Source organism: Thermodesulfobacteriota bacterium (genome assembly GCA_031082315.1).
Taxonomy (GTDB): domain Bacteria; phylum Desulfobacterota; class QYQD01; order QYQD01; family QYQD01; genus QYQD01.
Genome location: JAVHLC010000001.1, coordinates 157,505 through 181,451, shown reverse-complemented (window position 1 = coordinate 181,451; position 23,947 = coordinate 157,505). Strand labels below are relative to the sequence as shown.

21 protein-coding genes are annotated in these 23,947 nt (G+C 49.4%); 14 read left to right on the top strand and 7 right to left on the bottom strand.

The window, feature by feature from the left end; translation table 11 throughout:
- The first annotated feature begins 287 nt into the window (after positions 1-287).
- A complete protein-coding gene (locus RDU59_00830; GenBank protein MDQ7837027.1) occupies positions 288-1,691 on the top strand; it encodes a M48 family metalloprotease in 1,404 nt (467 codons plus the stop codon).
- Between the two features lie 74 nt (positions 1,692-1,765).
- Here the strand turns inward: RDU59_00830 and RDU59_00825 are convergent, their stop codons facing one another.
- Positions 1,766-2,737: a WYL domain-containing protein gene (locus tag RDU59_00825; GenBank protein ID MDQ7837026.1), complete on the bottom strand. Its 972-nt coding sequence runs from the start codon at positions 2,735-2,737 to the stop codon at positions 1,766-1,768.
- A gap of 137 nt (positions 2,738-2,874) precedes the next feature.
- Between RDU59_00825 and RDU59_00820 the strand changes: the two genes are divergently transcribed.
- The 5 genes from RDU59_00820 to RDU59_00800 all read left to right on the top strand — a co-directional run bounded on the left by RDU59_00820 (position 2,875) and on the right by RDU59_00800 (position 7,362).
- A complete protein-coding gene (locus RDU59_00820; protein ID MDQ7837025.1) occupies positions 2,875-5,058 on the top strand; it encodes an AAA family ATPase in 2,184 nt (727 codons plus the stop codon).
- Between the two features lie 166 nt (positions 5,059-5,224).
- Complete coding sequence (locus tag RDU59_00815; GenBank protein ID MDQ7837024.1) at positions 5,225-5,587, top strand: helix-turn-helix transcriptional regulator; 363 nt, start codon at positions 5,225-5,227, stop codon at positions 5,585-5,587.
- A gap of 203 nt (positions 5,588-5,790) precedes the next feature.
- Entirely contained in the window at positions 5,791-5,916 is a 126-nt protein-coding gene (locus RDU59_00810) for a hypothetical protein (GenBank protein MDQ7837023.1), read from the top strand.
- 101 nt (positions 5,917-6,017) lie between these two features.
- Positions 6,018-6,446, top strand: coding sequence for an IS200/IS605 family transposase (gene tnpA, locus RDU59_00805; protein MDQ7837022.1), 429 nt, complete (start codon positions 6,018-6,020; stop codon positions 6,444-6,446).
- 43 nt (positions 6,447-6,489) lie between these two features.
- A complete protein-coding gene (locus RDU59_00800; GenBank protein MDQ7837021.1) occupies positions 6,490-7,362 on the top strand; it encodes a hypothetical protein in 873 nt (290 codons plus the stop codon).
- 501 nt (positions 7,363-7,863) lie between these two features.
- Here the strand turns inward: RDU59_00800 and RDU59_00795 are convergent.
- Positions 7,864-8,571, bottom strand: a complete 708-nt coding sequence (locus RDU59_00795; protein ID MDQ7837020.1) for a hypothetical protein — start codon at positions 8,569-8,571, stop codon at positions 7,864-7,866.
- 497 nt (positions 8,572-9,068) lie between these two features.
- Between RDU59_00795 and RDU59_00790 the strand changes: the two genes are divergently transcribed.
- From RDU59_00790 to RDU59_00755, 8 genes are all read left to right on the top strand, one after another.
- Positions 9,069-9,752, top strand: coding sequence for a DnaB-like helicase C-terminal domain-containing protein (locus tag RDU59_00790; GenBank protein MDQ7837019.1), 684 nt, complete (start codon positions 9,069-9,071; stop codon positions 9,750-9,752).
- The gene (locus RDU59_00785) at positions 9,749-10,087 is read left to right on the top strand and encodes a hypothetical protein (protein ID MDQ7837018.1); all 339 of its coding nucleotides are present in this window, start codon (positions 9,749-9,751) and stop codon (positions 10,085-10,087) included. The genes RDU59_00790 and RDU59_00785 overlap by 4 nt, the downstream gene beginning before the upstream one ends.
- A 98-nt stretch (positions 10,088-10,185) precedes the next feature.
- A complete protein-coding gene (locus RDU59_00780; GenBank protein ID MDQ7837017.1) occupies positions 10,186-11,223 on the top strand; it encodes a WG repeat-containing protein in 1,038 nt (345 codons plus the stop codon).
- Positions 11,202-11,651, top strand: a complete 450-nt coding sequence (locus RDU59_00775; protein MDQ7837016.1) for a hypothetical protein — start codon at positions 11,202-11,204, stop codon at positions 11,649-11,651. Before RDU59_00780 ends, RDU59_00775 begins: the two co-directional genes overlap by 22 nt.
- A 183-nt stretch (positions 11,652-11,834) precedes the next feature.
- Positions 11,835-13,319: a DUF2779 domain-containing protein gene (locus RDU59_00770; protein ID MDQ7837015.1), complete on the top strand. Its 1,485-nt coding sequence runs from the start codon at positions 11,835-11,837 to the stop codon at positions 13,317-13,319.
- A 71-nt stretch (positions 13,320-13,390) separates the two neighbouring features.
- Positions 13,391-13,963, top strand: coding sequence for a hypothetical protein (locus tag RDU59_00765; protein ID MDQ7837014.1), 573 nt, complete (start codon positions 13,391-13,393; stop codon positions 13,961-13,963).
- A gap of 83 nt (positions 13,964-14,046) precedes the next feature.
- A complete protein-coding gene (locus RDU59_00760; GenBank protein MDQ7837013.1) occupies positions 14,047-14,904 on the top strand; it encodes a hypothetical protein in 858 nt (285 codons plus the stop codon).
- A 603-nt stretch (positions 14,905-15,507) separates the two neighbouring features.
- On the top strand, positions 15,508-16,266 hold the full coding sequence (locus tag RDU59_00755; protein MDQ7837012.1) for a hypothetical protein: 759 nt from the start codon (positions 15,508-15,510) through the stop codon (positions 16,264-16,266).
- 179 nt (positions 16,267-16,445) lie between these two features.
- On the opposite strand, the gene RDU59_00750 is transcribed toward RDU59_00755, so the two are convergent.
- From RDU59_00750 to RDU59_00730, 5 genes are all read right to left on the bottom strand, one after another.
- On the bottom strand, positions 16,446-17,582 hold the full coding sequence (locus tag RDU59_00750) for an ATP-binding protein (GenBank protein MDQ7837011.1): 1,137 nt from the start codon (positions 17,580-17,582) through the stop codon (positions 16,446-16,448).
- Positions 17,583-17,688: 106 nt separating this feature from the next.
- On the bottom strand, positions 17,689-19,743 hold the full coding sequence (gene fusA, locus RDU59_00745) for an elongation factor G (protein ID MDQ7837010.1): 2,055 nt from the start codon (positions 19,741-19,743) through the stop codon (positions 17,689-17,691).
- 224 nt (positions 19,744-19,967) lie between these two features.
- Positions 19,968-20,543: an NUDIX domain-containing protein gene (locus RDU59_00740; GenBank protein ID MDQ7837009.1), complete on the bottom strand. Its 576-nt coding sequence runs from the start codon at positions 20,541-20,543 to the stop codon at positions 19,968-19,970.
- Between the two features lie 185 nt (positions 20,544-20,728).
- Positions 20,729-22,750, bottom strand: coding sequence for a PAS domain S-box protein (locus tag RDU59_00735; GenBank protein ID MDQ7837008.1), 2,022 nt, complete (start codon positions 22,748-22,750; stop codon positions 20,729-20,731).
- A 453-nt stretch (positions 22,751-23,203) separates the two neighbouring features.
- Positions 23,204-23,722, bottom strand: coding sequence for a type 1 glutamine amidotransferase domain-containing protein (locus tag RDU59_00730; GenBank protein MDQ7837007.1), 519 nt, complete (start codon positions 23,720-23,722; stop codon positions 23,204-23,206).
- Positions 23,723-23,947: the final 225 nt, after the last annotated feature.

Sequence of the window (23,947 nt, the reverse complement as noted above, 5' to 3'; positions counted from 1 at the left end):
ACCGCTGATAGCTGAAGGTCTTGTCTAAAAGAAGGCTCATCGTGAAAGAGTGTGGGTAAATTCCTCTTAAAATAAGGCATGCTCCTTATTATCCCCCCCTTTAGTAAAGGGGGGACGAGGGGGGATTTGAAAACGCTTGATAGTAACTATGCTTTCGTATAATAACAGCCTAAAACAGTTATGATTTATAAAATCTCCCCTAACCCCTCTTTTCCAAAGAGGGGAATAGAGAAGAGTAAAAAATTACCCACTCGATTACGCGAAGACCCTTAAAGAAGAGCCGCATTTTGCGCATTATTACCATACTCACAGTCTTAGCATTAATCCTGGAATCGCTTATGTGGCCGGCCGCAGCCAATGCCGGGGTTTTTAATGCAGCCGGTTTCTCTCCTGACGAAGAGAGGGCCCTGGGAAAAAAATTTCTGCTGATGGTAGAATCGCAGCTGCCATTAATCTCCGACCCGGACGTGGTATCTTACGTAGAAAGAGTGGGGCGAAAGATATTGGCGCAGGCCGGGCCGCAGTTCTTTGATTATAAGTTTTATGTCATTCGCGATGAGGCATTAAATGCCTTTGCCGCGCCTTCGGGCCTGGTCTTTGTCCACAGCGGCATGCTGGAGGCCATGGATGACGAGAGTGAGTTGGCCGGTATTCTGGCCCATGAAATCGCTCACGTAGTGGCCCGGCACATCGCCCGCCGGATAGAGCGCACGCAGAAATTAAGCATTATCACCATGGTCGGAGTCCTGGCCGGTGTCTTTTTAGGGGGGGGCGGCAAGGCGGCAGAGGCCGTGGCCAGCGGGGCATTGGCTACGACGAGCGCCCTTTCCCTGAAATACAGCCGCGAAGATGAGGAAGAGGCGGACCGCATGGGCTTCAAGTGGGTTCAGAGTGCGGGTTACGACGTGCGGGGTATGATAAGCACCTTTAAAAAGATCCGGCGTTATCGCTTTCTGGGTTCCCCCGCTATTCCATCGTATATGACTACCCATCCGGCCCTGGAAGAACGCATCGGCTATCTGGAAGACCTTATCCTGGCCCGACCGACTCCTATGGTAAAAGAAGATACGGCAGAACTCCGCCGCTGTCAGGTGTACCTCTCCCTGGCTATGAAAAGCCCGGCCCAACTTCGGGAAAAATGGGAGGCTGAACTCAAGAAAAATCCTGAAGATTCCTATTGCTACTACGGCATAGCCCTTACTTACCAGGCTGAAAAGCAATACGGACAGGCCAACCGCTACCTCGACCGGGCCGCTTCTCTGGGAGTCTCCGGATCCGTCCTGCAAGGCGAAAGAGGCATCAACGCCTTTGCTGAGGGCAGGCTATCGGAGGCACTGGTCCTCCTTAAACAGTCCGTGGAAGATGATCCGGCCGTGGCCCGATTCCGGCTATATCTGGCCAGGACATATAAAGAGCTGGGGCAGGTCGAAGAGGCCGTGCGCAGCCTGGAAAGGATCGGGCAGGACTTCCCGGATTATGCGGAGTCTTATTATCATCTCGGCCTCATCTATGGAGGGCGAAAGGAAAACGGCCTGGCCCAGTATAATCTGGGGATGTACTATAAATTGACAGGCGAACACCAGAGCGCTGTAACCCACCTGAAACAGGCCCTGCAGGACAAGGCCCTATCACCGGGAAAGAGAAAAGTGATTCAGGAAATCCTGGAGGACATGAAGGACGTGCCTCAATAACTAAGGCCGGGATTTTTCCTGCATACAGTGCCCTAAACGTCTCTACCGAGACCCCCACAAAAAAGGTCCTGCGCTTACTTGTAATATCTCGCAGCAGACCCAATCTCCCCCTTCATCTCCTCTACCAACTCCTTCGGCCCCAGCACCCTGGCCCCGGCGCCCCAGGAGAGCGCCCAGCGTTTCACCTCAAAGAGGTGGTTGGTTTTAAAAGAGAGGACAATGCTGCCGTCTTTATTTTCCCTGATGGTCTGCGTGGGATGCCAGTCCCTTTCCTTGACGTAAGGCGCATGGTCGGCCGAGAACCAAATCCTGACCTTATACTCTGTATCTCCCCAGATTATGCCGAAGTGGCTTCCGGCGAGTTTTTCAAAATCAAAGCCCGTAGGGATTTCAAACTGCCGCTCAAGTATGTCCGCCTTTTTGATACGCGACATACCGAAGGTGCGCACCTCCTCCTTGTAATGGCAGAAGCCAACCACATACCATTCGCCCTGATAGCTTACCACATGATAAGGATCGATTTCCCGCGGCAGGGGTTTCTCATACCCCGGAGCGCGGTGATGTATCTTAAGGCCCCTTTGTTCCCGGAGTGCGGTAAACACGGTGTCCCAGATGGCCGGATCGATCCTCGTCATCTGGTCGCAGAAGACCGAGAACCGGTTGTCAACCCAGGCGGGACGGATAGAGACCTTTCCCGGCAGCAGATTTTCTATCTTCTCGAATACCGAGACGAGCTTCCGGTATATCGGGGTATTTTCGTATTGCTTGAGCGCCTTTTCCGCGATGTATATGGCAAAGAGGTCGCTCTCATTTATGTCTATGGCGGGCAGCCGGTAAGTCTTCTCCGTGTAGTAATAACCGCGCCTGGCCGGTTCGTAGGCTATAGGCGCTTCCATCTGCCATTTGAGATAGTCTATGTCCCTCTGAATGGTCTTGGTGCTCGTCTCCCATCTCTCCGCCAGGGTGCTGCAATTCGGATACGCCCCTTTGCGGACCTCCGCGTCAATAAAGAGTAATCTCTGGTGCTGAGGTTTAAATTTGGTCATTGATTGCACTCCTCCCCAAAAATTTTTTGATAAGACACTATCTGTCCTACCTCATCGGTTATATTAGCCCAAAAAATAAACTTGGGGAGGTGCGTTTTATGCGACGCAGGAGAAGAAGGGCGTCAGGAGAAGACGCAATGATCAAAATAGAAAACGGGATAGAATCGGGGTTCCCCGTCCGGGCCAAGTTGATTGGATACGCCGGCAGGTTGCTGGGGAGGCATAACCTTACAGCGAGATTCCTGGAGTTTGTGCTCTCTCTGCTCAGCATAGAGGCAAGGCGCAGTCTCGTGGAATACCTGTATATAGAAAAGTGCACAAGAGGCCACTCAGATTTGTACGAGGAACGTATCGAAGATTTGTCCGAGGCGGGCAGCCTGGCACCCTATATTATCAGGGACGTAGATAGCCATAAGATAAAAATCAAGGAAGGGAATTTGGAGAAATTTCTTGGCCGGTTGTGGGACGACGAACATGGAACCGCCGGGGACCTTGCCGGCGATCTCTTTGCAAGGGAGGTCTCGAATCTCAAGAGCCTGTTCCAACTCAACGAAGATGAGACCGAGATACTTTTTCTTCTTTATTGCTATACACAGTATGAGGCCTTTGACAATCTTTGCGATGGCTACAAACTGCCTGAGTACCTTAAGTTTATCTCTGCCGTCACAGGCATCCCGCTCACGAGGGTGACTAAGGCGCTGGGAAGGAAAGGCAGACTCATCCAGGCCGGGGTGATTGAGGATACCAGCGTAAAACATGCCCCGTACTATTCATTATCTAATGAGATTGTCGAATATCTGTCCGGCATGACGGACGTGCCTCTGGCCGAAAAATACTGCCGGAAGGATACGGGGACCACGTATCCTATCGGGAGCTTTAATATATCCGAACCCAGGATAAATATCATACGTTCGCTTCTCTCTTCTACCAAGCCGTGCCATATCCTGCTTTATGGAGAGGCAGGAACCGGAAAAACGGAATTTGCCAGGGCAGTGGTTGCTGGCTGCAGAAAACAGGCCTTTTTTGTCCAGTATGGAGAAGACGGCGATGTTTCTGACAGACGGCTGGCCCTGCATGCGGCTACGGCGACAGTGCTGCCGGACCGGGGCGTGCTGATCGTGGATGAGGCGGATACACTCCTCAATACCCGGTATATGTTCCTAACGACCCGTGATACCGTGGAAAAGGGCTGGCTGAATGATTTCTTTGATCACGTCAGGGCAAGGGTTATCTGGATTACGAACGAGAGGCGTTTTATGGAGACGTCCCTTCTAAGACGTTTCTCGTATAGCCTCCACTTTAAAAAGTTTACCGGCCGTGAGAGGGAGAATGTCTGGATCAATCTCACAGCAAAGCATCCCTTAAGGCGGTTTCTCACCGGAGATGTTATCCGCAAACTGGCGGCAAAGTACGAGGTCAATGCCGCCGGTATCGCCTCTGCCCTGGATGCCGCAAAATCCATCCTGCCGCCGAAAAACGCAAATGAAAAGGCCGTCCGGGGGATGCTGGAAGAGTTGCTCACCAGGCATGAGGAACTCATAGGTCAGGGATTCAAGCGGCCGCTTAATCCACTGACGGATCGTTACGACATAAGCGCTCTTAATGTGGATGTGGAGATCAATCTGCTGTTACAGGCCGCGCGTGCCTTTGCCGGACGGGATAGTGAGAAAGCTCAGGAAGAAAGGGGTTCGCTGAATCTCCTTTTCTGGGGCAGGCCCGGCACGGGAAAGACCGAGTTTGTCAAATATCTGGCGGCTGAACTCGGTATGCGTCTGATTATAAAGCGGGCCTCTGAACTCGTCAGTATGTGGGTGGGAGAGACAGAGAAAAACATACGCGATGCCTTTGATGAGGCCGAACGCGAGAAGGCCGTGCTCTTTCTGGATGAGGCGGACTCCTTTTTCATCAACCGGGAGAGCGCCCACCGCTCCTGGGAAGTGAGCCAGACAAATGAACTTTTGACCCAGATGGAGAATTACCGGGGCATTCTGATATGCTGCACCAATCTGCTTTACAACCTGGATAAGGCCGCCATGCGGCGCTTTCAGTGGAAGGTGGAGTTCAAGCCCTTAGCCAGAGAAGGCAAGATAAGTCTGTATCAGAAGTATTTCGGGACAGTGCGAGGGAGGCTTATGCCTAAGCAGAAAGACCGTATTATAGGCATAAACAGCCTCACTCCGGGAGACATAAAGGCCGTGTGGCAGCGGTATAGATTTTCGTCCGAAAAAGACGTAAGTCACGACGATATTCTCGGGGCCATTGAGAAAGAAGTCGAATACAGGGGGGAAAGCCCTAAACCCAAGATAGGGTTCGGGCGGTAGAATGTAAAGGGCGGGGCTGGAGGCTGGCCGATTCCGGAAGACGAGGGGTTTAATAAGGCCACCCTTCAACCGATAAGTGGATCATCTTTTATCCCTGTCAAAGTTAATTTAAATTCTTGACCTATACTAAATAGTGGTATATATTTCCATGAAGTCGAGGTGGTTTATGCCGGAACTCATGAAAAAGCGCCATATCAGAAACGTTGAATTGCGTTTTAGCGGGCCAGTGAAACACAAAAAGAAGGCCGTTAATGCATTGAAGTCTTTGGGCTTCACAGAGTTGTCTTTTCCCGGTGATGCCATTCCCTGGCGTGCGGCATTCCCGGAATATGCTGATGAACAATTACCGGGTCGTATTCTGGCCGGAGCACGGGGCAAGGAAGGAATGTCGCAGGTAAAACTTGCCGAGATGACGGACATTCCACAGCGTCACATCAGTGAAATGGAAAACGGGAAAAGGCCGATCGGCAAAAAGAACGCCAAAATTTTCGCAGAAGCGCTGAATACCGACTATCGAATTTTTTTATAATGAAAAGGCTTAAATCCCCCCTCACCCCCCCTTTAGAAAAAGGGGATGGGGGGGATTTGGCAAGCTTATGTATTAAATGCCATCGTAATAGCGGTGTAACAGTAATGCCTTTACATAAATTCTCTTCAACGTCCTCCACCGCTAAGCAGAAAAAAACCTTATCACAGGCCTAAACAACCTTACGCCCGGGAGACATAAAGGCCGTGTGGCAGCGATATAGATTTTCGTCGGAGAAAGACGTAAGTCACGACGATATTATCGGGGCCATTGAGAAAGAAGTCGAATACAGGGGTGAGAGCCCTAAACCCAAGATAGGGTTCGGGCGGTGACGCACAAGTGCTCGGAGGTTTATTCGGCCGCATAAAACTCCAGACTCCTGTCTGGAGATGTAGCGGCTATCCAGACGAGCGGGTTTCTGATAAGATGGGGCATGAAATTTCGAAAGAGTGCCCACGCTATCTATAAGACGGAATACCATCTCGTCTGGATCCCTCGATATCGGCGGAAAGTGTTCGTTAAGGGTGTGAAGGAATACACGGAGAAGCTGCTCTCTCACATCCCAGAACTTGATCCCGATATCGAGGTTGTTAAGCTCAATGTGCAGGAGGATCACGTTCATATGGTAGTCGTGATTCCCCCGAAATATGCAGTTGCCCGTGTAGTTCAATACCTCAAGACGCGGTCAGCAAAAGCGCTTAAGGCGAAATTTCCTTTTCTGCAAAAGATATATTTTGCCAAAGAAGGCATCTGGTCCCGTGGTTACTGTGTATCGTGCATAGGCTTGGATGAAAAGGAAATTCTCGCCTATGTGGAACACCAAGAAAAAGAAGACAAAGGGCAACTGCAACTAACATTGTAAGCCAAGATGCCCCCGGCTCCTGCCGGGGGAGTTTCACTGTTTTTTGCCTTCCGCTATCTCCGCTGTTCCCGACGCGCACAGCGGGCCGGGAACAGCGGATAATACCTGTGAGTTTCGGAAACCAGTTTGCGGACCAATGCAAAATGCGGAAATCCACGGATCACATAAGGCACTGGCGGTTAATAAGCGACTCGTTAAGGTAAGAAAGGAACAGGCTATGCGTATAGTTGAAACTGTAGTGGCTATGGCTGATCTTCCAAGACGGGATACTAAGTTACCAGTAGTTGTTTGGATAGATCAGAAGGGGGTTAAAAATCGGCAAGACGGACCCAGGGTCAAAATTACGCTAAAGGAAAAACACTTCTCTCAAAAAGACTTTGTATCTATAACAATTAGTGATGAACCACAACTGAAAAGGGAGCAAAATGTAAAGGTAAGTGTTAATGTCAGCTCAGATATCTTCAATGCGGTTCGAGCTTGGATTGTAGCCAACAAGCAGCCTCTTTTAGATTTTTGGAACAAGAAAATCGATCTAACAGAGCTTAAGGCTAGAGCGCGTCCATATTCTGAGGGTATGGAAAAGTGGGGTCGGGAGGAAACGGAGGACTTTCAAAACACATTCCTCTTAGGATTAAGGGTTGCCCAAACTGGCTTACCTACTAGGGTCTGGCTAGACCAGATTGGTTTTAAGAATACCGAACCACGTATTAAGGTCGCAACTGATCCTGATTTAGTTGATGAACTACGAGCAGTCAATGTTACCATAGATGGCACAAAGCCCGAACGACCATTAAAACCTTCTTATCTTGAGGCAGTTAAAAAGTGGATAGCCCTTAATAAGAGTTTGCTTATTGATTACTGGTATATGAAGATAGATTCCACGAAAGTCCTGGACACCATTAAGAAACTATCGTAAAGAACCCCGTGCTTCCGCACGGGGTATCCATGGTTGTTTCTTCATGAAACAGAGCGACTTCGATCAGCGGATGTAATGACTCAAGGTCTGTACGGTAAACTGGCCGATAGCGTGGAGGATCGAAAAGCAGTGAGGCGTCCGCGCCTTTAATACCGAATCCAACGCCAATTATGGCCTGTGCTGCACCCGGAAAGCAAAATTTCGTCCGGAAACAGTGTTTGGACATTTTGGCCATGGAAAGATCGTACAGAAGATGAGGTCCCCACAGTTTTCAGCTGACACTTGATGTTCATGAGTTTCTTGCCTTATTGGAAAAATGCAGAGTTCTTCTGGAAAGAAAGGTTTTCAAAACTCGCTTGGCGTTATTACTGGAAACAGATGGTTATTTCAGGACTCACAACCATTGATCACACCAGTATATTGTAATTTAGCAAACACCAAGGCATCTAATTCCGCGCGCAGGCTTTTCTTGGACAAATACGTCCCCCTTAATCCGTCGGACTAGGCCCTCTTTTCCAGTCGGGCGAAGAACATGACCCCTGGATAGTTAAAAAACTTTCTATCATACTGCTGTGGACTGTTTTGCAGTCTCCCGTGCAAGTACCAAACTGCAGACCAATTTGGTTGTGGAGTAAGCTGTTCTCTGGCCATGGTCAAGAATTCCTGAACTTTTTCCTTTGGTGGAATCGTTATCGAGTCCGCAGCATCCCTGCATTGCCATATAGGCATAATTTGGAGTGCCACAGTGGCTAACTGCCCGTCGAAAGCAAGTTGATTAGCCTCTTTTTTACTGATACTCAGCTGGTTTATAGCAGTACTCCATTCGTTTTGGGCCTTATCGGTCAGCTGGTTTCTGTCTGATGAAAATCCAGCATACTTCAGTTCCACGAGATAGGTCATCCTTTCGACTAGTACCCAATAATCAATCCAGCCGTTACGCCTTGATATACCTTTCATACCTTTCGCCTTTCTTAATGCCGGTTGTTCCTCGAATACAACCTTTGCTGAATTCATTAATGCAGGAGTAACAACAGAACGTATTTGTTTTTCCTTGTACACAAAAGGAAACTCAGAAACGGCATTATAAAATCGAGTAGCAATTTTTGCAAATTCCAGTACCATATCAGTTAAGAAATCTGCATTTATGTCCTCACCGCAGTCGCTCAGTATCAAAGCATGGCCACAGTTTCTAATCGCTAACCAAGGCATTTTTATCATCCTCCCCCTTCCCATGACTTATGTATGCATACGATATAACACTCTTATCGGATGCAGTGAAACAAAACAAAAGAAATCCGAGCATCGTAATACGATAAAGCAAGCTCTCATCTTACGGATGGTTCCTTCGTCCATTGTTTCTTTAGACATTTTTGTCCTATGTGCCGAGTCTGCATTTGTGATCAGAGAAACTACTTTGCGTATATGGCGACCGGAATTTTCAGATAAACAGCCTCGCATTTAAATGAACCTGCAAACCTGAGGTTATAACCTCCACGTTTTCCCCAGGCGGACGCTATTTGTCCTACCCGCCACGTTATATTACCCCAAAATTCACCTTCGTGTTGGGAAGTCAGTTCGGTGAATGGCCACCGACCGTTAGCTACATTTGTGTGATCGGCTCTAGCCGGCGTCCATCGGAGATATTGACCGGGTCTATATTGGGCCGTGCTCTTATTTGCCTACTTCATGCAGAACCGGAGGTTCAGATGTTGACCAGAAGAGACTTCATTAAGGTTACTATGGGAGCTAGTGTTTTCGTGACCCTAATCGGTGATGGGCTGGGAGCGATAAGCAGGGTATTTGCAGGAGATGAACGTCAGTCGCTGCCGTATAAGACAGGAACTGCAACGTGGTTCAAGAAAGGCTATGTTGTCCTGGTCGGTAGTCGCTCCGAGGTGGAGCAAAGTAGATTTGCGTACAGCGCCATGAGAGAGCTTACTATAGAGAAGAAAATCCCGACGGCATATTTAAGCCCGTCTATCGCAAAAGAAGATCTCAGCCTTGAACTTCTGGCTTATATGTCAGGAGTCCAGGGGACAGGGCATCACAGTTCGACCGGGTCTGATTGGGGCCGGATAGCGACAAGTGCGGGGGGTCTGGCAGAGAGTCCTCTCTATGTACACGATGCCGCCTTGATCGAGGTTGCTCAAATCCGGCATGTAATCTGCGAGATCAAAAGGCTCGATGGTCTGGATATTGGGCTGGTATTGGTTGATTATCTTCAAGCGCTGGGGCCTATGGCCGGGTCTGAGGAAGTTATGCAGACAGTCGGATACCTCAAGACTTTGGCTAGAAATATGAACATCACTATAGTCGCCATGACCCAGGCCGGGAAATACCCGCACTACAACCAGATTAAAAGGCTCGCCGATGAGACCCTTTGCCTGTGACCAAAACAGCCATAAAAGTAACTACATTTGAGGAACTGACCGGTATGGCTTCTTTCGAGGAACATTGTCAACGGTGCAAAGAAATTCTGGGGGAACCCTTTCCCAAGGTACATCTCTGGCTGGATGAGTTTTTCCTGAAGCCGCCCTGGGGCACCCGGCACCGGCATTTGCGTCACCATCGCCAGGGAATAGAAGAAGTCAGGCGTTTATGGGGCGATCGGGCCGCTCTTGCGGCAGAAATACACATCCGCCAGGACCTGGAAATGGAGGGCTGGCCTGAAGACCGGCCTATTCCGAAAGACGGCGAAGAATTTCACAAGGCCGGGCTGTGGTAGCAGAGAGGTCGGACGCTATCTGTCCCACCCTGTGTATTATAATAACAGGTATGCTGTGCAGAGATTCGCAGAACGCTGGTGTCAAAGGAGGTTACATTATGCTGGACAGGAGAGACTTCTTAAAAGGCTTGATAGGAACGGGTATGGCCTTGGCCCACACAACGGTATTCGGCGCCATTGCCGAAGATTCTAACAGGTTATACACAAATGGCGAGAGAGCAGACCCTTTATTCGCGGTCGGGGTCGATGGCCAGACCGGTTTCATAGACCGGAACGGCAACCTGGTGATTGAACCTCAATTTGACCGCGCATGGGATTTCAGCGAAGGGTTAGCTGGAGTCCAGGTTAACAATAAATGGGGATACATAGACCGGATGGGACAAATGGTTATTGAACCACAATTTGATGACGCTTATGAGTTCAATGAAGGTCGTGCGTGCGTAGAGATCGGCGGCAAGCATGGTTACATTGATCAAACAGGCACATTTGTTATTGAGCTTTTATACGAAACATACAGAGGGATTGAGGGATGGTTTGCAGAAGGGCTTGTCGCTGCGATGATTGACGGTCGCTGGGGATATCTGGACAGATTCGGCAAGGTGGCGATTGATCCGCAGTTCACCCGTGCCAGAAACTTTTCTGAAGGTCTGGCCTGCGTTAGGATCGGAGCATTGAAGGGGTTTATTGACAAGACGGGAAAAATAATCATACCCGCAGACTATCGGGACGCGCAATCCTTTTCTGACGGCCTGGCGCGCGTATCTCTTAAGGGTGGATATGGGTTCATTGACCGTACAGGCAGAGTGAGCATCCCCCCTTTGCCGTTTTATGTAGGTTCTTTCTCTGAAGGACTGGCGGACATGTCCATTGACGGCAAGGAAGGTTTCATCGACGCCAGCGGGGAAATTGTAATAACTCCTCAGTTTGATTTTTATTGGCCTTTTCACGAAGGTCTGGCAAGCGTAGCCGTCGGCGGGAGGCACGGCTTTATAAACAAAAGCGGGGAGGCAGTAATAGACCTTAAGTTTGATTGTGCCTGGTCCTTCGATAACGGACTGGCGGCGGTAAGGCTTGAGGACAGGCTTGGCTATATCGACAAGACAGGCGCGTATGTTTGGAAGCCTACCTCTTTATAATGTCGGGCAGGACAAGGTCAATGATAAACATTAACAGAAACCATATCATAACACGCGGTTTTTCAAACCAGTTTACGGCACATCTGTACAACGAGCTGTGCCGTAAGCCCGGGTGGATCGAGAAACAGTGCGGCGGTTGCTCCTACTATGGCAAGTTTAATGAGGACTGGGGACTCTGCTGTAACTCCAAAGCCAGATTTCACCTGGAAACAGTCTTCGAGCACTTCGGCTGCGAGAAGACGGTGGAGGAGGGCTGGAATGCCCACAGCTTCGACGATAAACCAGGACCTAACCCGGATGACCTTATTCGGCTGCTTCAAAGGTGCCGGGATTTTCTGGAAAAAGAGAGGGGTTTTTCAAAGAGCCATAGGGCTTTAGTGCTAGAGATTGATCATTTGTTCAGATCTCATCAACTGGCGGGCGGATAGTCAATCGAAAACAGATTTGAGGTTGCAAAGAAATGCCTAAAAACCTTGCTGGTCGTGATCGCCCGCCTGTCTCAGACCGGTTTGGCGTAAGAAACCAGTTGCCAAGTAATCGGCGCTTTGTACCGATAAATAGCTATGGGCTGGAAACTGCCATTTAATGACCGTGGGAAAGGAGAGTAAATCATGTATCTGAAAAACATCCATAAGGTGTATCTCAGCAAGTCGCTGGTCATGAAGGGGCTTCAGTGCCACAAGGCTCTTTATCTGCATAAATTTCATCCGGAACTCAGAGATGAGGTCTCCGAATCACAGGAAGCGCTGTTCCAGAGCGGTCGCGAGGTCGGGACCTACGCCCGGCAGATCTTTCCGGGAGGGTTTGAAGTTCCATACCAGGACCTATCCCTGGAAAAACAGCTCAATCTGACGAAAGAAGAGATCAAGGGCGGCGCACGAATCCTTTATGAGCCGGCTTTCAGCTACGACAATGTATTCGTAAAAACGGATATTCTACGCAAGGCACGACAGGGTTGGGAACTATATGAGGTGAAGGGATCAACCAAGTTGGAACCGAGATACCTAAACGATGTTGCCGTGCAATACTATGTGTTGAAGGGGGCCGGAATCCGCATCAGCAAGGCCTCGGTCGTTTATATTAACAACCAATATGTAAGAAATGGCGACATAGACCCATCCGCGCTCTTCGTTATCGATGATGTCACCAAGGCGGTCCGGGACAAGCAACGCTTTGTGGCGGATGAGATCACCAAAATGAGAAAGGCGCTCAGGAAAGGGGTTCCGGCCATCGACATCGGTGAGTATTGTAAAGACCCTTACTATTGCGACTTCTGTGGACATTGCTGGCAGCATATACCGGAATACTCTGTCTTTAACCTGGATGGCCGCGGCCGGGTAAAGCCCTTCGACCTATATCGGCAAGGAATAGTGGACCTCAGGGATGCCCCAAAGGAGATATTGTCCAAAAAACAAAATATCCAGTTGGAGTCCTTCCTGCAGAAGAAAAAGTATGTCAACAAGGGGGGACTGAAACAATTTCTGGACTCACTCTGGTATCCGCTGTACTTCCTCGATTTTGAGACGTTTTCCTGTGCCATACCCGCCTTTAGCGGCACAAGGCCCTATCAAAATGTTCCGCATCAGTATTCGCTTCATTATCTGAAGCGGAAAGGGGCCCGGCTGGGGCACCACGCGTTCCTGGCCGAGCCGAATATTGACCCACGAGAGGAACTGGCAGGAAATCTCGCCAGCGAAATCCCGGATAATGCGTGTGTGCTGGCCTACCACGCCAGTTTTGAAATCGGTGTCTTGAAAGACCTTGCGGCCTGGTTGCCCCGATACCGTAAAAAGCTGCAAAGGATTGTTGAAAATGTAAGGGATCTGGAAGTCCCTTTCAAAAAGAAGGACGTGTACCACTGGAAGATGAAAGGAAGTTCTTCGCAAAAATACGTCCTTCCGGCCCTGGTGCCGCAGTTGAGCTATGATGAGATGGAGATAAGCAATGGGGGCATGGCGGTGCAGGCATATTTCAGGACATGCGAGTCCCAGGATCAATCGGAGATTCAAGCCATCCGCAAGGCCCTCCTCGACTATTGCAAGCTGGATACCCTGGGGATGGTGAGGATTTTGGAGAGATTGAGGGAGATGAGTTAACCACAAAGATTTACCATATCCCATTTTAACCCGATAAGATAGCATGAGTTTTTAAAAACAAGGAGCAGACGATGGGCCATTATGCACATTGCACGAAGTGTAAGTCGGCGTTTCTGAAAAGCCTTGAAGAAGAATTTGGTGGAGTTGAAAACCCATGGAAATCAGGTTGGCCGTGCCGGATTGAGGATATTCTCCGTCACTCCTCAATAAAAAGAAAAACAGCGCAGGCATTAGAAAAAATATATATGGCGCTTCAAGGCCATCGTGGATACCATACCTTTGTCGGCAAATCCAGGCTACCCCCGTGCGATCACTATGTACCGGCCTTAAATTGCCTGATTGAGTTGGACGAACCGCAACACTTCACGGCTCCAAGGGCGTTAACCTTATCGATGTATCCGGCGGGTGTGAAAATTGGATACAGGCGAAAGACATGGCATGAGAAATGCCTAGCGTTGAATAGACACGATAACGATCCCGCTCATAGAGATGAAACAAGAGCCTGGTATGATACCCTTCGAGACCTCTTACCCGCTTCGTTTGGATTGAATCCCACAATCAGACTCTTGTCGAATGAAAAGATTTGGTGTGAAGAAGACAGCGGCACAGTTTTATCCATGATAAGAGACCGAATATCTTATTAAAATTACTAGAGGACTAGAGGGGTGCCCCCACTACTACACATAAAGATTTTTCGGCAAAAACTACAGAGCAGGAGGAGTAAACAATGGTTCAAACAACATCAATAACACGACCGCAAACCCCAAAAAGAAAAAGGGCCGTTTTTAACTACCAGCCACCCCACCTCGATAAAGCAGAAAAACGGCTTAGGGTTCATCTAGTCTTCCCCCATTCAGACATTCGTAACTGCTTTGACGATGATTTGCGAGTTCGAATGGCGGTATCTTATGTTCAAGAAGTAATCAATACAAAACGGCGCGATTCTGAAGAAATTATAGTTCTGCCCGCCGGATTCCATACGAGTGATTTGAAAACACTAAAAAAGCGAGTCGCTAATGCAATGAGGACCTTTAGGGGCCATAAAATATTGATAAGCGCGGGAGCGGACTGTCCAGACAAATCACAGTACAGCTATCTTATGGATCTCGCTAACTACGAGTGGCAATTTGTTAAGAAGTTCAGGACGGAGGACAATCCTGGTAATCGTGACGACCCCAGGGCCTATCATTTTGGTGGTCAAAAGGTTTTTCCCCTGTGCTGCATGGACGGCTGTGCTTTTCGCGGGGGCACCTATCCTGATTCGATGAAATGGGAACGTGATCTCTATAATGTTGTAATTGATAACGCCCATTTTCATGGATCAAAGGAATACGGAAAAAAAGAGTGGGGCGTATTTAATGCGGGACAAATCACAGCAGGCCTGGGACAATTGGCCGAGTCTCAGAACACATTGAGAACAAAAGGTCTAGCTGTGATTAGTTTTTACACAGACCGATCTCCTTTCGACACTGGCGTAAAGTGGTATTATTTAAAGTGGGGCAAAAATAGAATAACGTCAAAGGATTATGAAGCCGGTTCTGGGCAGTATAAAACTTGGTATCGAGTTTTAGAAATACAAACCTGACCTGGATCGTAATCCAGTTTCTTTTACAGTAATTTCACCAAGACACACAAACTGTAGGACGGTCATGGGTACGTACTTGGCTATGACGCCTGAAAGCACAGCGCTGCTCTGTGCAAATACCCTGCGCTGTCCTTAGCGCACGAGAACGTTTTTATTTTTCAATTATCAGGTCAACACAAGAACAACGGCCCTGTCCATACCTTCCGCGTTTTCCTAGCAAGATAAAAGGCCCACTCCCCTCAGTGTCTTGATCTTATTACTCCGGCAACAAAATACCCGAATGCCGTCATTCCCGCCCGCCTGCGGCGGATAAACTTGATCCGGCATGACATTTGTTATGTGTTTACGTGCCGGATTAATAACCTATCCTTCGAGGCTCTTGCAAAATTGTCTGTCATCCCCGAATGATTCTATCGGGGATATGGTTTTTACTTGAATAAAACCAGATTCCCGCTCAAAAGCGTTGCGGGAATGACAAAAAATGGAGTTTTGCAAGAGGCTCCTTCTTAAGTCAATTTCCTCCTCGGACGCTATCTGTCCTATGTCCCGTATTATATTTGCTTTGGCTGGTAAATCTGCTGACAAAGCTGTGGGGAGGGTTTTATGATGCTGGGCAGAAGGGACTTTTTGAGAACTGTCGTAGGTAGCGGCCTTGCCTCTATTTTGAATTTCGATGTTGCAGGGGATATCCACGAAGGAAAACACCCGGTCTCCAGGGAGACCTTGAGCTTCCTTAAAGAAGAGATATTTCCCGCGAACAGCAGACCCTGGCTCCGGCGGTTTTTCTCTAAAGAAGCCTTGGACTGGGCTGTAGGAAACGGATTTTATGCTTACTGCATTTACACGGAAAGAACCAGCGAGATAAAACTCATATACGGGACCCTAATAAACCCATCCTTCGTGGCTGAGTGGACTCGGGAAAGAAATGCCTTTGCGCGGTATATTGAAAAGTACCATCCCCGGAGTTTTAAGAAGACGCTCTTTTATTTGGATCTTTATCCCCATAAGCCGGAAGAAATAATCGGCGATTTCCGTGCGGGCCGGTCAGCTACTGCCGGGGTTATAGAGTTGATGCTGAAAGACACCAGGGGAATTCTCCTCTGGCACCAGCAAGTAGAGGACATGATTAACCTGTTCGTCCGGGACAGAACCGAAATTATGGCCCTCAGGAAAGGTATAAACGCAAAACGGCCCGAAGCTATCGAGTTTTTAACGCAGATACATATCGAGAAAAATCTGACGCTCCTGGACTTCATCCAGAAACGGATGATCCGTGGTCACACCCGCCATCCCAACGTCACAGGAGCTTCTATACTTTATGGGTTGTTATGTTCAGCAGAAGGCAATTTTGCAAGCGATTAAAGCTGATTCTCTTTGGAGCCATTTTTGTAATCGTGAAACAGATTTTGAGAAGTGTTTCATTTTGGGGCTTTCCGGGGGGAAGGACAATTGAAGAGGTAATTTCCTACCTTTTTCCTTCTGATGTGAAACAAAATAGTATGTTTTGTTTCACTAAGACGGGTGTTCCCAAGGGGTCTAAACTACTGCAAATAATCTTCACCCTGCTTCTTTAGGAACGCAGCAAAAAGCGGATCTACAACCCGCCACTCTTTTTCCTTTTCAATTAAATCCAATAACGTCAGTTGTTTTAGCGAGTGTTGCACCCCTCCGGTCGATCCCAATCGATGCCTCCCAATATAGGCATGTGCAAGCGGTGTGGCGGTGGGTTCTACAGCAATTGTACGTAAAACGAGTTTTTGTTGCAGGGACAGGCCCTGGAGGATGGCCTCAAAAACCGGCTTTTCTGATAGAAGGACTCCGGCCATTGCCGCTGTAATGTCGTCTGAGGTCACTGTTTCCCCCGACAGTTCAAAGACAAAATGACCAAGCTTTTGCACATAATAGGGGTGACAGGAAACGCTTACGGCAATTTTGCGTGCCGTTTCAACCGTGCATTTTTTCAGACCGCCGGATTCAAACTGCTCTTTTACAAAGGAAGTGATCTCATCGACAGGAAGAAGCTCGAGTTCGTAATTGATGGCGCTTTGGAAAAAGGGACGCTGCCGTTCGTTGAATATCCCGAGTAGAACGCGGCGTCGGCTTCCGATGAAGAAATAGGAACCCTTGTGATGCTGAATATGGGTTCGCATGGTGGCTTCTATCTGCAAAGCCTCTTTCAGCTCGACAATTTCCTGAAACTCGTCAAGAGCGATATGAACCAGCTTACCACCGGCCTCAATAAACCGCCCCAACGACTCCATGGTTTCGCTGAGGAGTTCTATCCCCCGCGTGCCGGCGGATGCCGGCTCCACACTAAGAGATACCCCGCTTTGCGGATCAGGTTTGAGCACGGGGCGAAATGACTTTATGGTTTGCAGTGCCGTTTTCCAAAGGGAGCGGTTTTTGTGAGTTACGGAAAACGTTGCCTTGGCAAGGCGGGCGGCAACGTCATCAATCGAGGTAACCCCAAAAAAGTCTGCAAACAGCGTAATTGCGCCCTGCCTTTTTAAATTGTACTGTATTTTGTTTACCAACGACGTCTTTCCGTAACGCCGGGGAGAATAGAGAACGACATTAGTTCCGGACTTGGCAAAAGACAGGAGTTCCTTGATTTCCCGCTCTCTGTTACAGAAAGGGGCGTTGGGTGGAAGAGTGTATAAACAAAACGGATTTGACATTCGGCGGGCCCTTTATGGTAATGTCATTATGAACTTATCATAATGCAGGCTTTAAGGCAAGGGATAAATATCAACAGAGGCGTTTCCCGCCGGGCAATAGACGGTATCAGGGCGTCCTTTTTTCCTTACCCGCGCGGTCATAACGGGAGAAGTGCATACTAAAGGTAGCCCGTCCCTGCGTAACGGAGCGTAATGCAGTCGAGTACCCGAACATGCTGGAAAGGGGCACAACCACCTTTATCACCTGTACCCGCCCCTTGGGCGTGATGGCCTCTATTTTGCCGCCGCGGGAATTCAGGTCGCCGATGACTTCTCCCATAAACTCTTCCGGGGTGGTTACCTCCACCCGCATGATAGGCTCCAGCAGGACCGGCGAGGCAGCGCTACAAGCCCTTTTTAGGGCGACGGAGGCCGCGGCCCGGTAGGCCAGTTCGGTGGAACTGTTTTCGATATAAGAGGAATCAAGCAAGATCACACCGACATCCAATAGAGGATAACCCTGTATAACGCCGCCTTCCAGGGATTCATTCAAACTGGACACAATGGCCGGTACAAATTGCGGCGGTATCTTATCCGCAGGAAGCCCATTTTCTACGAGGTTGCCGGCGCCGCGGGGACGCGGCGAGACTTTTATGGTTATGTCTGCTGTCTGGCGGCTTCCGCCTATCTCCCGGTCAAACTTCTCTGTTACCGTGGCTTCATGTTCGATGGTCTCCCGATAGACTACCTGGGGTTTGCCCACGTTTACCGGCACACCAAATTCCCGCAGGATGCGGTGTACCAATACCTCTAAGTGCAGCTCTCCCATGCCCGCTATAATGGTCTGGCCGGTGTCATCGTCAACCCGCACCCGAAATGTGGGGTCTTCATCCGCCAATTTATTCAAGGCCTCCGACACCTTTTCTTGATCGACCCTCGTCCTGGGCTCCACGGCCACAGAGATGACCGGCTCATAGGTATCTATGTTTTCGAGGAGAATGGGATGATCCGGATCGCATAAGGTATCGCCTGTAGAGGCATCCTTAAGGCCCATAACTCCGACAATACTACCCGCCCGCGCCTCATCCAGGCGTTCTGTCTTATTGGCATGGATGTTCAGTATGCGGGCTACCCTTTGTTTTATCTGTTTGGTAGCATTATAAACCTCGGTGCCTTCGCGTAATACACCGGAATAGACGCGCACGTAGGTCCTTTTTCGTCCCTGCTCCATCATAATTTTGAAGGCCAGCGCCGCCAGGGGGGCGTCGTCGCGGCCGGGTCGCTCCTCTGTCTCTCCGGTTTTCGGATTAACCCCGGTGATGGCCTTTATGTCCAGAGGACTGGGGAGAAACTGCACGATGGCATCCAGCAGAGATTGTATCCCTTTATTTCTCAGGGCAGAGCCGCACAAAACGGGCACGATTTTGAGGGAGACGGTCCCCTGACGCACCGCGCGAAGGATATCATCTCTGGTTATTTCTGAATCATCCAGGTACTTTTCCAGGATGACGTCGTCTATTTCGGACAAGGTTTCTAAGAGCTGGTTGCGCTGTTTTAATGCCTCTTCCCGATAATCAGGGGGGATTTCTTCATGGCGGATGACGGCGCCTTGTGTGCCCTCATCCCAGTAGAGGGATTTCTGGTCGATAATATCTATTATCCCGCGAAAACTGTCTTCCGCTCCTATCGGTAACTGGAGTAATGCGGGCCTCACTCCCAGCCGCTCCCGCATCATCTCCACGGCGCCGGAGAAATTAGCGCCAATGCGGTCCATCTTATTGATGAAGGCAATCTTGGGGACTTTATACTTATCTGCCTGATGCCATACCGTCTCAGACTGGGGCTCGACGCCGCTGACGGCACAAAAAACACCGATGGCCCCGTCCAATACGCGCAAGGAACGTTCTACCTCGATAGTGAAATCGACATGTCCGGGTGTGTCGATAATATGTATCTCGTGCCCCAGCCAATGACAGGTAGTCACGGCCGAGGTGATGGTGATACCCCGTTCTTGTTCTTCGGGCATCCAGTCCATCACGGCCTGACCATTGTGTACCTCGCCCATCTTATGGATGCGGCCCGTGTAAAAGAGGATGCGCTCGGTAACCGTAGTCTTGCCGGCATCAATATGGGCAATGATGCCGATATCGCGTATTTTTTTGAGCCTCCCCTCGCCAGCCACCTGAAATAACCCCTTTTAAAGACTTTTAGCTGCTGACTCTATGTTATTATCCATTCGTTGTCAAGCACGCGCATCGGCAAGGCAGGATGGGTGTCCCGCCGGTCACCTGATTCTAATTTTTGTGTCTTTCATGGCAGAAATCGGGAGGGATCAAAGCTCGGGGCTGAAGGCTCAAATCTGAAAGCTGAGCGCTGACAGCTGAATGCTGATAGCTGATCAGTCTTCTATCTGGATTGCGGGAAAGGCGTGCCCCTGAAGATGTCCGGCATCGGCCCGCCGGCCGGAGCGGCGGCCATCTGAGGGTAAAATGAGAGGCATCTGTTTATTTCGAACTCGAAGTTATCACTCAGGATTTTTTGTCCGATTACCTTTTTTATCTCCGGGATATCCCAGAACCGGATTTCGTCTATCTCTTCCCTGTCAAACGAAAACGGCCCATTATGGATACACACATAGGAATAGACCAACTCTGTCTCATAGGAATTTGAAAGGACGTAGGAATAAAGGGGGCTTATTTTATCGGTAATAATACCGATTTCTTCCTGCATCTCCCGCCGGGCCGCTACGAGCAAACTCTCGGCCGGCGCTACGTGGCCGCCGACGGAGGTATCCCATTTCCCGGGGGCCACGTCTTTATTGGCGGAGCGTTTTTGCAGGAGGAGTTCGCCGCGTTCGTTAAAGACCAGCACGTGGACCACCTTGTGTATCAATGAGGGATTCCCGTGAATTACAGAGCGGGGGGCAATGTCTATGGTATTGCCATGTCTGTCGACTATCTCTAAGAGTTCTTCCGCACCCATAAGGAGCCTTTCTCGATCTTTTGGTTATAGATGATAAATTACCCAACGAAATGGTGATTGCCCAGCTTATAACATAAATTAGCCGCCGAGTGTCAATGTTTATTTAGAGCTTTTGTAGCTCTTTTGAAGAATTAGTTAAGGCGACAGGCTGTTTAAATAACATGGCCCGTGGGTGAGCCGGCAGACTACATCTGGAGGATTTCCTCTATTTTTCTGGAGAGTTCCGAGGCCTTGAAGGGCTTTTGAATAAAACCGTGGCATCCTCGTTTTAATATCTCACCGGCTTCGCCAGCAACACTATAACCACTGGAAAGCAAGACTTTTATATCCGGATTGATCTCCTGCATGCAGTCATAGGCCTCACCACCGCCCATGTTGGGCATAATCATGTCTAAAAGAACCAGGTCTATGTTATGCCAATTTTTTCTATACACCTCGACAGCCTCTTTTCCATCCCTGGCTACCAGTACCCTATAGCCCATGGCCGTTAACAATTCCTGGCCTACTTCCCGGAGCGCGTCTTCATCGTCCACCATAAGGATGGTTCCGGTTCCTTTGACGCATTGTTCGACCGTTTTTACCGTCCTCTGGGCCTTTTTTTCTGATGCAGGCAGATAAATACTGAAAATAGTTCCATGCCCCTTTTCAGACTCAACGTTGATATATCCTGCATGGGCTTTTATGATACCATAGACTGAGGCCAAGCCAAGACCAGTGCCCCGGCCCATTTCCTTGGTGGTAAAGAATGGCTCAAAGATGCGTGCCTGTGTCTCTTTGTCCATGCCCGTGCCGGTATCAGTCACTGTTAACAGGACATAATTCCCTGGCCGGGCATCATATACCATGTTCTTTATACCCTCGTGGGTCGTATTTCTGGTTCTTAACATAAGCTTTCCACCTTTAGGCATGGCATCAGCAGCATTGATAAACAGATTCAACAGGACCTGCTCTATTTGTCCCTGGTCTATCTCTATATCAAATAAGCCCTCGGCAAGCTCTTTATAAACAGTGATTCCCTTTCTTGTCATAGCAAAGGTCTCCGCAGTCTCTTCTATCAGTTGGTTTAAACTGGTTGGCCTGACTTCATATCGTCCCTTTCTGGCGTAGCCGAGAAGCTGTTTGGCCAGCCTCGCCCCACTTTGCACCTGCTCTTCAGTCCTTTTCAGCCTTTCATAATGGGGCTGCTCGGGATCCATATCTAAAAGCATCAAAGAAACATTGCCCTGGATGCTCATGAGCAGGTTGTTAAAATCATGGGCGATTCCTCCGGCCAGGGTGCCGATGGCCTCCATCTTTTGGGCACGCTGGAGCTGGGCTTCCAGTTTCTTCTTTTCCTCCTCCGCCCGCTTGTGCTCAGTGATATTGCGGACATACTCTGTTACCATAACGACATTCCCACGGTCATCAAATACAGGATAAACGTTGATTTCCAGAAATCCAACCCCGGGTTCCGGGTTAAAGAATTCTACCGTCTTGGGTTTGCCGGTTTTAAACACTTCGAGTGCGTGGCAAGGCTCGCAGGGGGTGTCGCGGTGCATGTAAGCCCAATAGCAATGCGGCCGTTTATCGCGCTGTTCCATGGGCACGAATTCATGTCCATGCCAATTACTTAAGACAATGCGGAGATCTCTGTCATGAACGGTCAGGAGGTCGGGGATGGCCTCAAAGGTATTACGCAAGAGCGCTTCTGATTTGCGGAGAGCTTCCTCGGCCTGCTTACGCTCAGTGATGTCGCTAACCAGGCCATCGTAGGATAGGGGCCTGCCCTGTGCGTCGTAATGGGGAACGAGCGTGTTTTTTACCCAACGGAGGATGCCATCCTTTCGCCAGATGCGGTGCTCAATGGGCTGAGTATCTTGCCCTAAAAGGACTTGCGTGGCCTGATCCTGAACGGCGGAGCGATCTTCTTCATGTACCATGCGAAACCATAAGTAGGGGTTGGAAGCATACTCCTCAGGGGTATAGCCGGTCACAGCGACAGAGGCAGGACTATGAATGGTCTCTACCGGGCGCCCATCCTCGATACGGACTGTGAAGATGTAATCCGTTACTGCCCTGGTGATGCGCCGATATCTCTCCTCGCTTTTCCGCAGCGCCTCTTCCGTCTCCTTGTGCCCGTTCTGTGCTGCCTCCAGTCGAGCGATTTGCCGGCGCAATTCCAACAACTCATCTATCAGCCGTTCTTTTGCCTTATATTCAGCTTTCATTTCATTACCAGCCAGATTAGACCGCAATCTCAGTCCCCTTATCCCTGGGCGGGTTCGATTGAGAGTAGTGTTCTTATCATATTGTCCTATCGGCAATATGTTAAATATGCTAAAGAAGTTCTGCTTGGGTAATTAGTTTCCATCCGGAAGCCCAAAAATTCCGGATGGAGCAATCAGCTATCGGCATGAAGCCGGTCCACTGTTGACCGTTTACCGAAAGAAAATGCCGGACAACGGTTAACGGATAACAAACATGCTGACAGCTAATCGCTGATCGCTGAAAGCGTGAAGACGGAAACGGTAGTTTCCGGATGAGCACTAATTATTTTGCCCGATAGAAATTAAGAGGGCTGGTTGCTTAACTTCCTAAAAGAGTAAGGCGGGGATGTTCGGTCGCCCTTCCTGTGGTGACGGAGCGAAATGTTACCATGGCTATGGGCCGCAAAGACCGACCTACGTTAAGGCATGGAGAATGGCCTTCATAAAGGCCGGGAGATCGTCCGGCTTCCGGCTGGTGATCAGTTTCCCATCCACAACTACCTCTTGATCTACCCAGTTGGCGCCGGCATGAATGAGATCGTCCTTAATGGCAAAAAATGAGGTCACAGTGCGGCCCTTAAGTATGCCAGCGGAAGCGAGCATCCAGCCGGCATGGCAGATGGCTGCTACAACGTTTCCTGCTTTATAGACGTCCTTCACCAACCTGACCATGGCTGGATAACGGCGCATATGATCCGGCGCGTATCCGCCGGGGATGACGATGCCGTCAAATTCTGAAGATGAAATCTTGTCCGCATCAGCATCTACCCTGGTCTGCGTTCCTGATTTTCCGGTGTATTCTTTGGCGCTGCCAGACCCAACTACCACCACTTCAACTCCGGCCTCCTTAAGCCGGTAATAGGGATACCAGAACTCCTGATCGTTGAACATCTCCTCCACGAGGATGATGACCTTCTTTCCTTTTAGTTCCATCTGTTCCTCCATGTGTTCATATAGTCTAATCTATCCATTCCCCAGGATAGCGCTTTTTTTTGCATTTTCCGCTATTGTCCTACCCGACAAAGTGGCGTCTTCTTCGTTGCAGTATCCCACTCCAACTTTCATTTTGCTTCCCTCAGAACAAGCACAAGGGCTTGTTTTTACTGCCAAACCTGTTTTGAGGCATGGTTTAACCGGATAATTCCCTGCAGCTTGCTG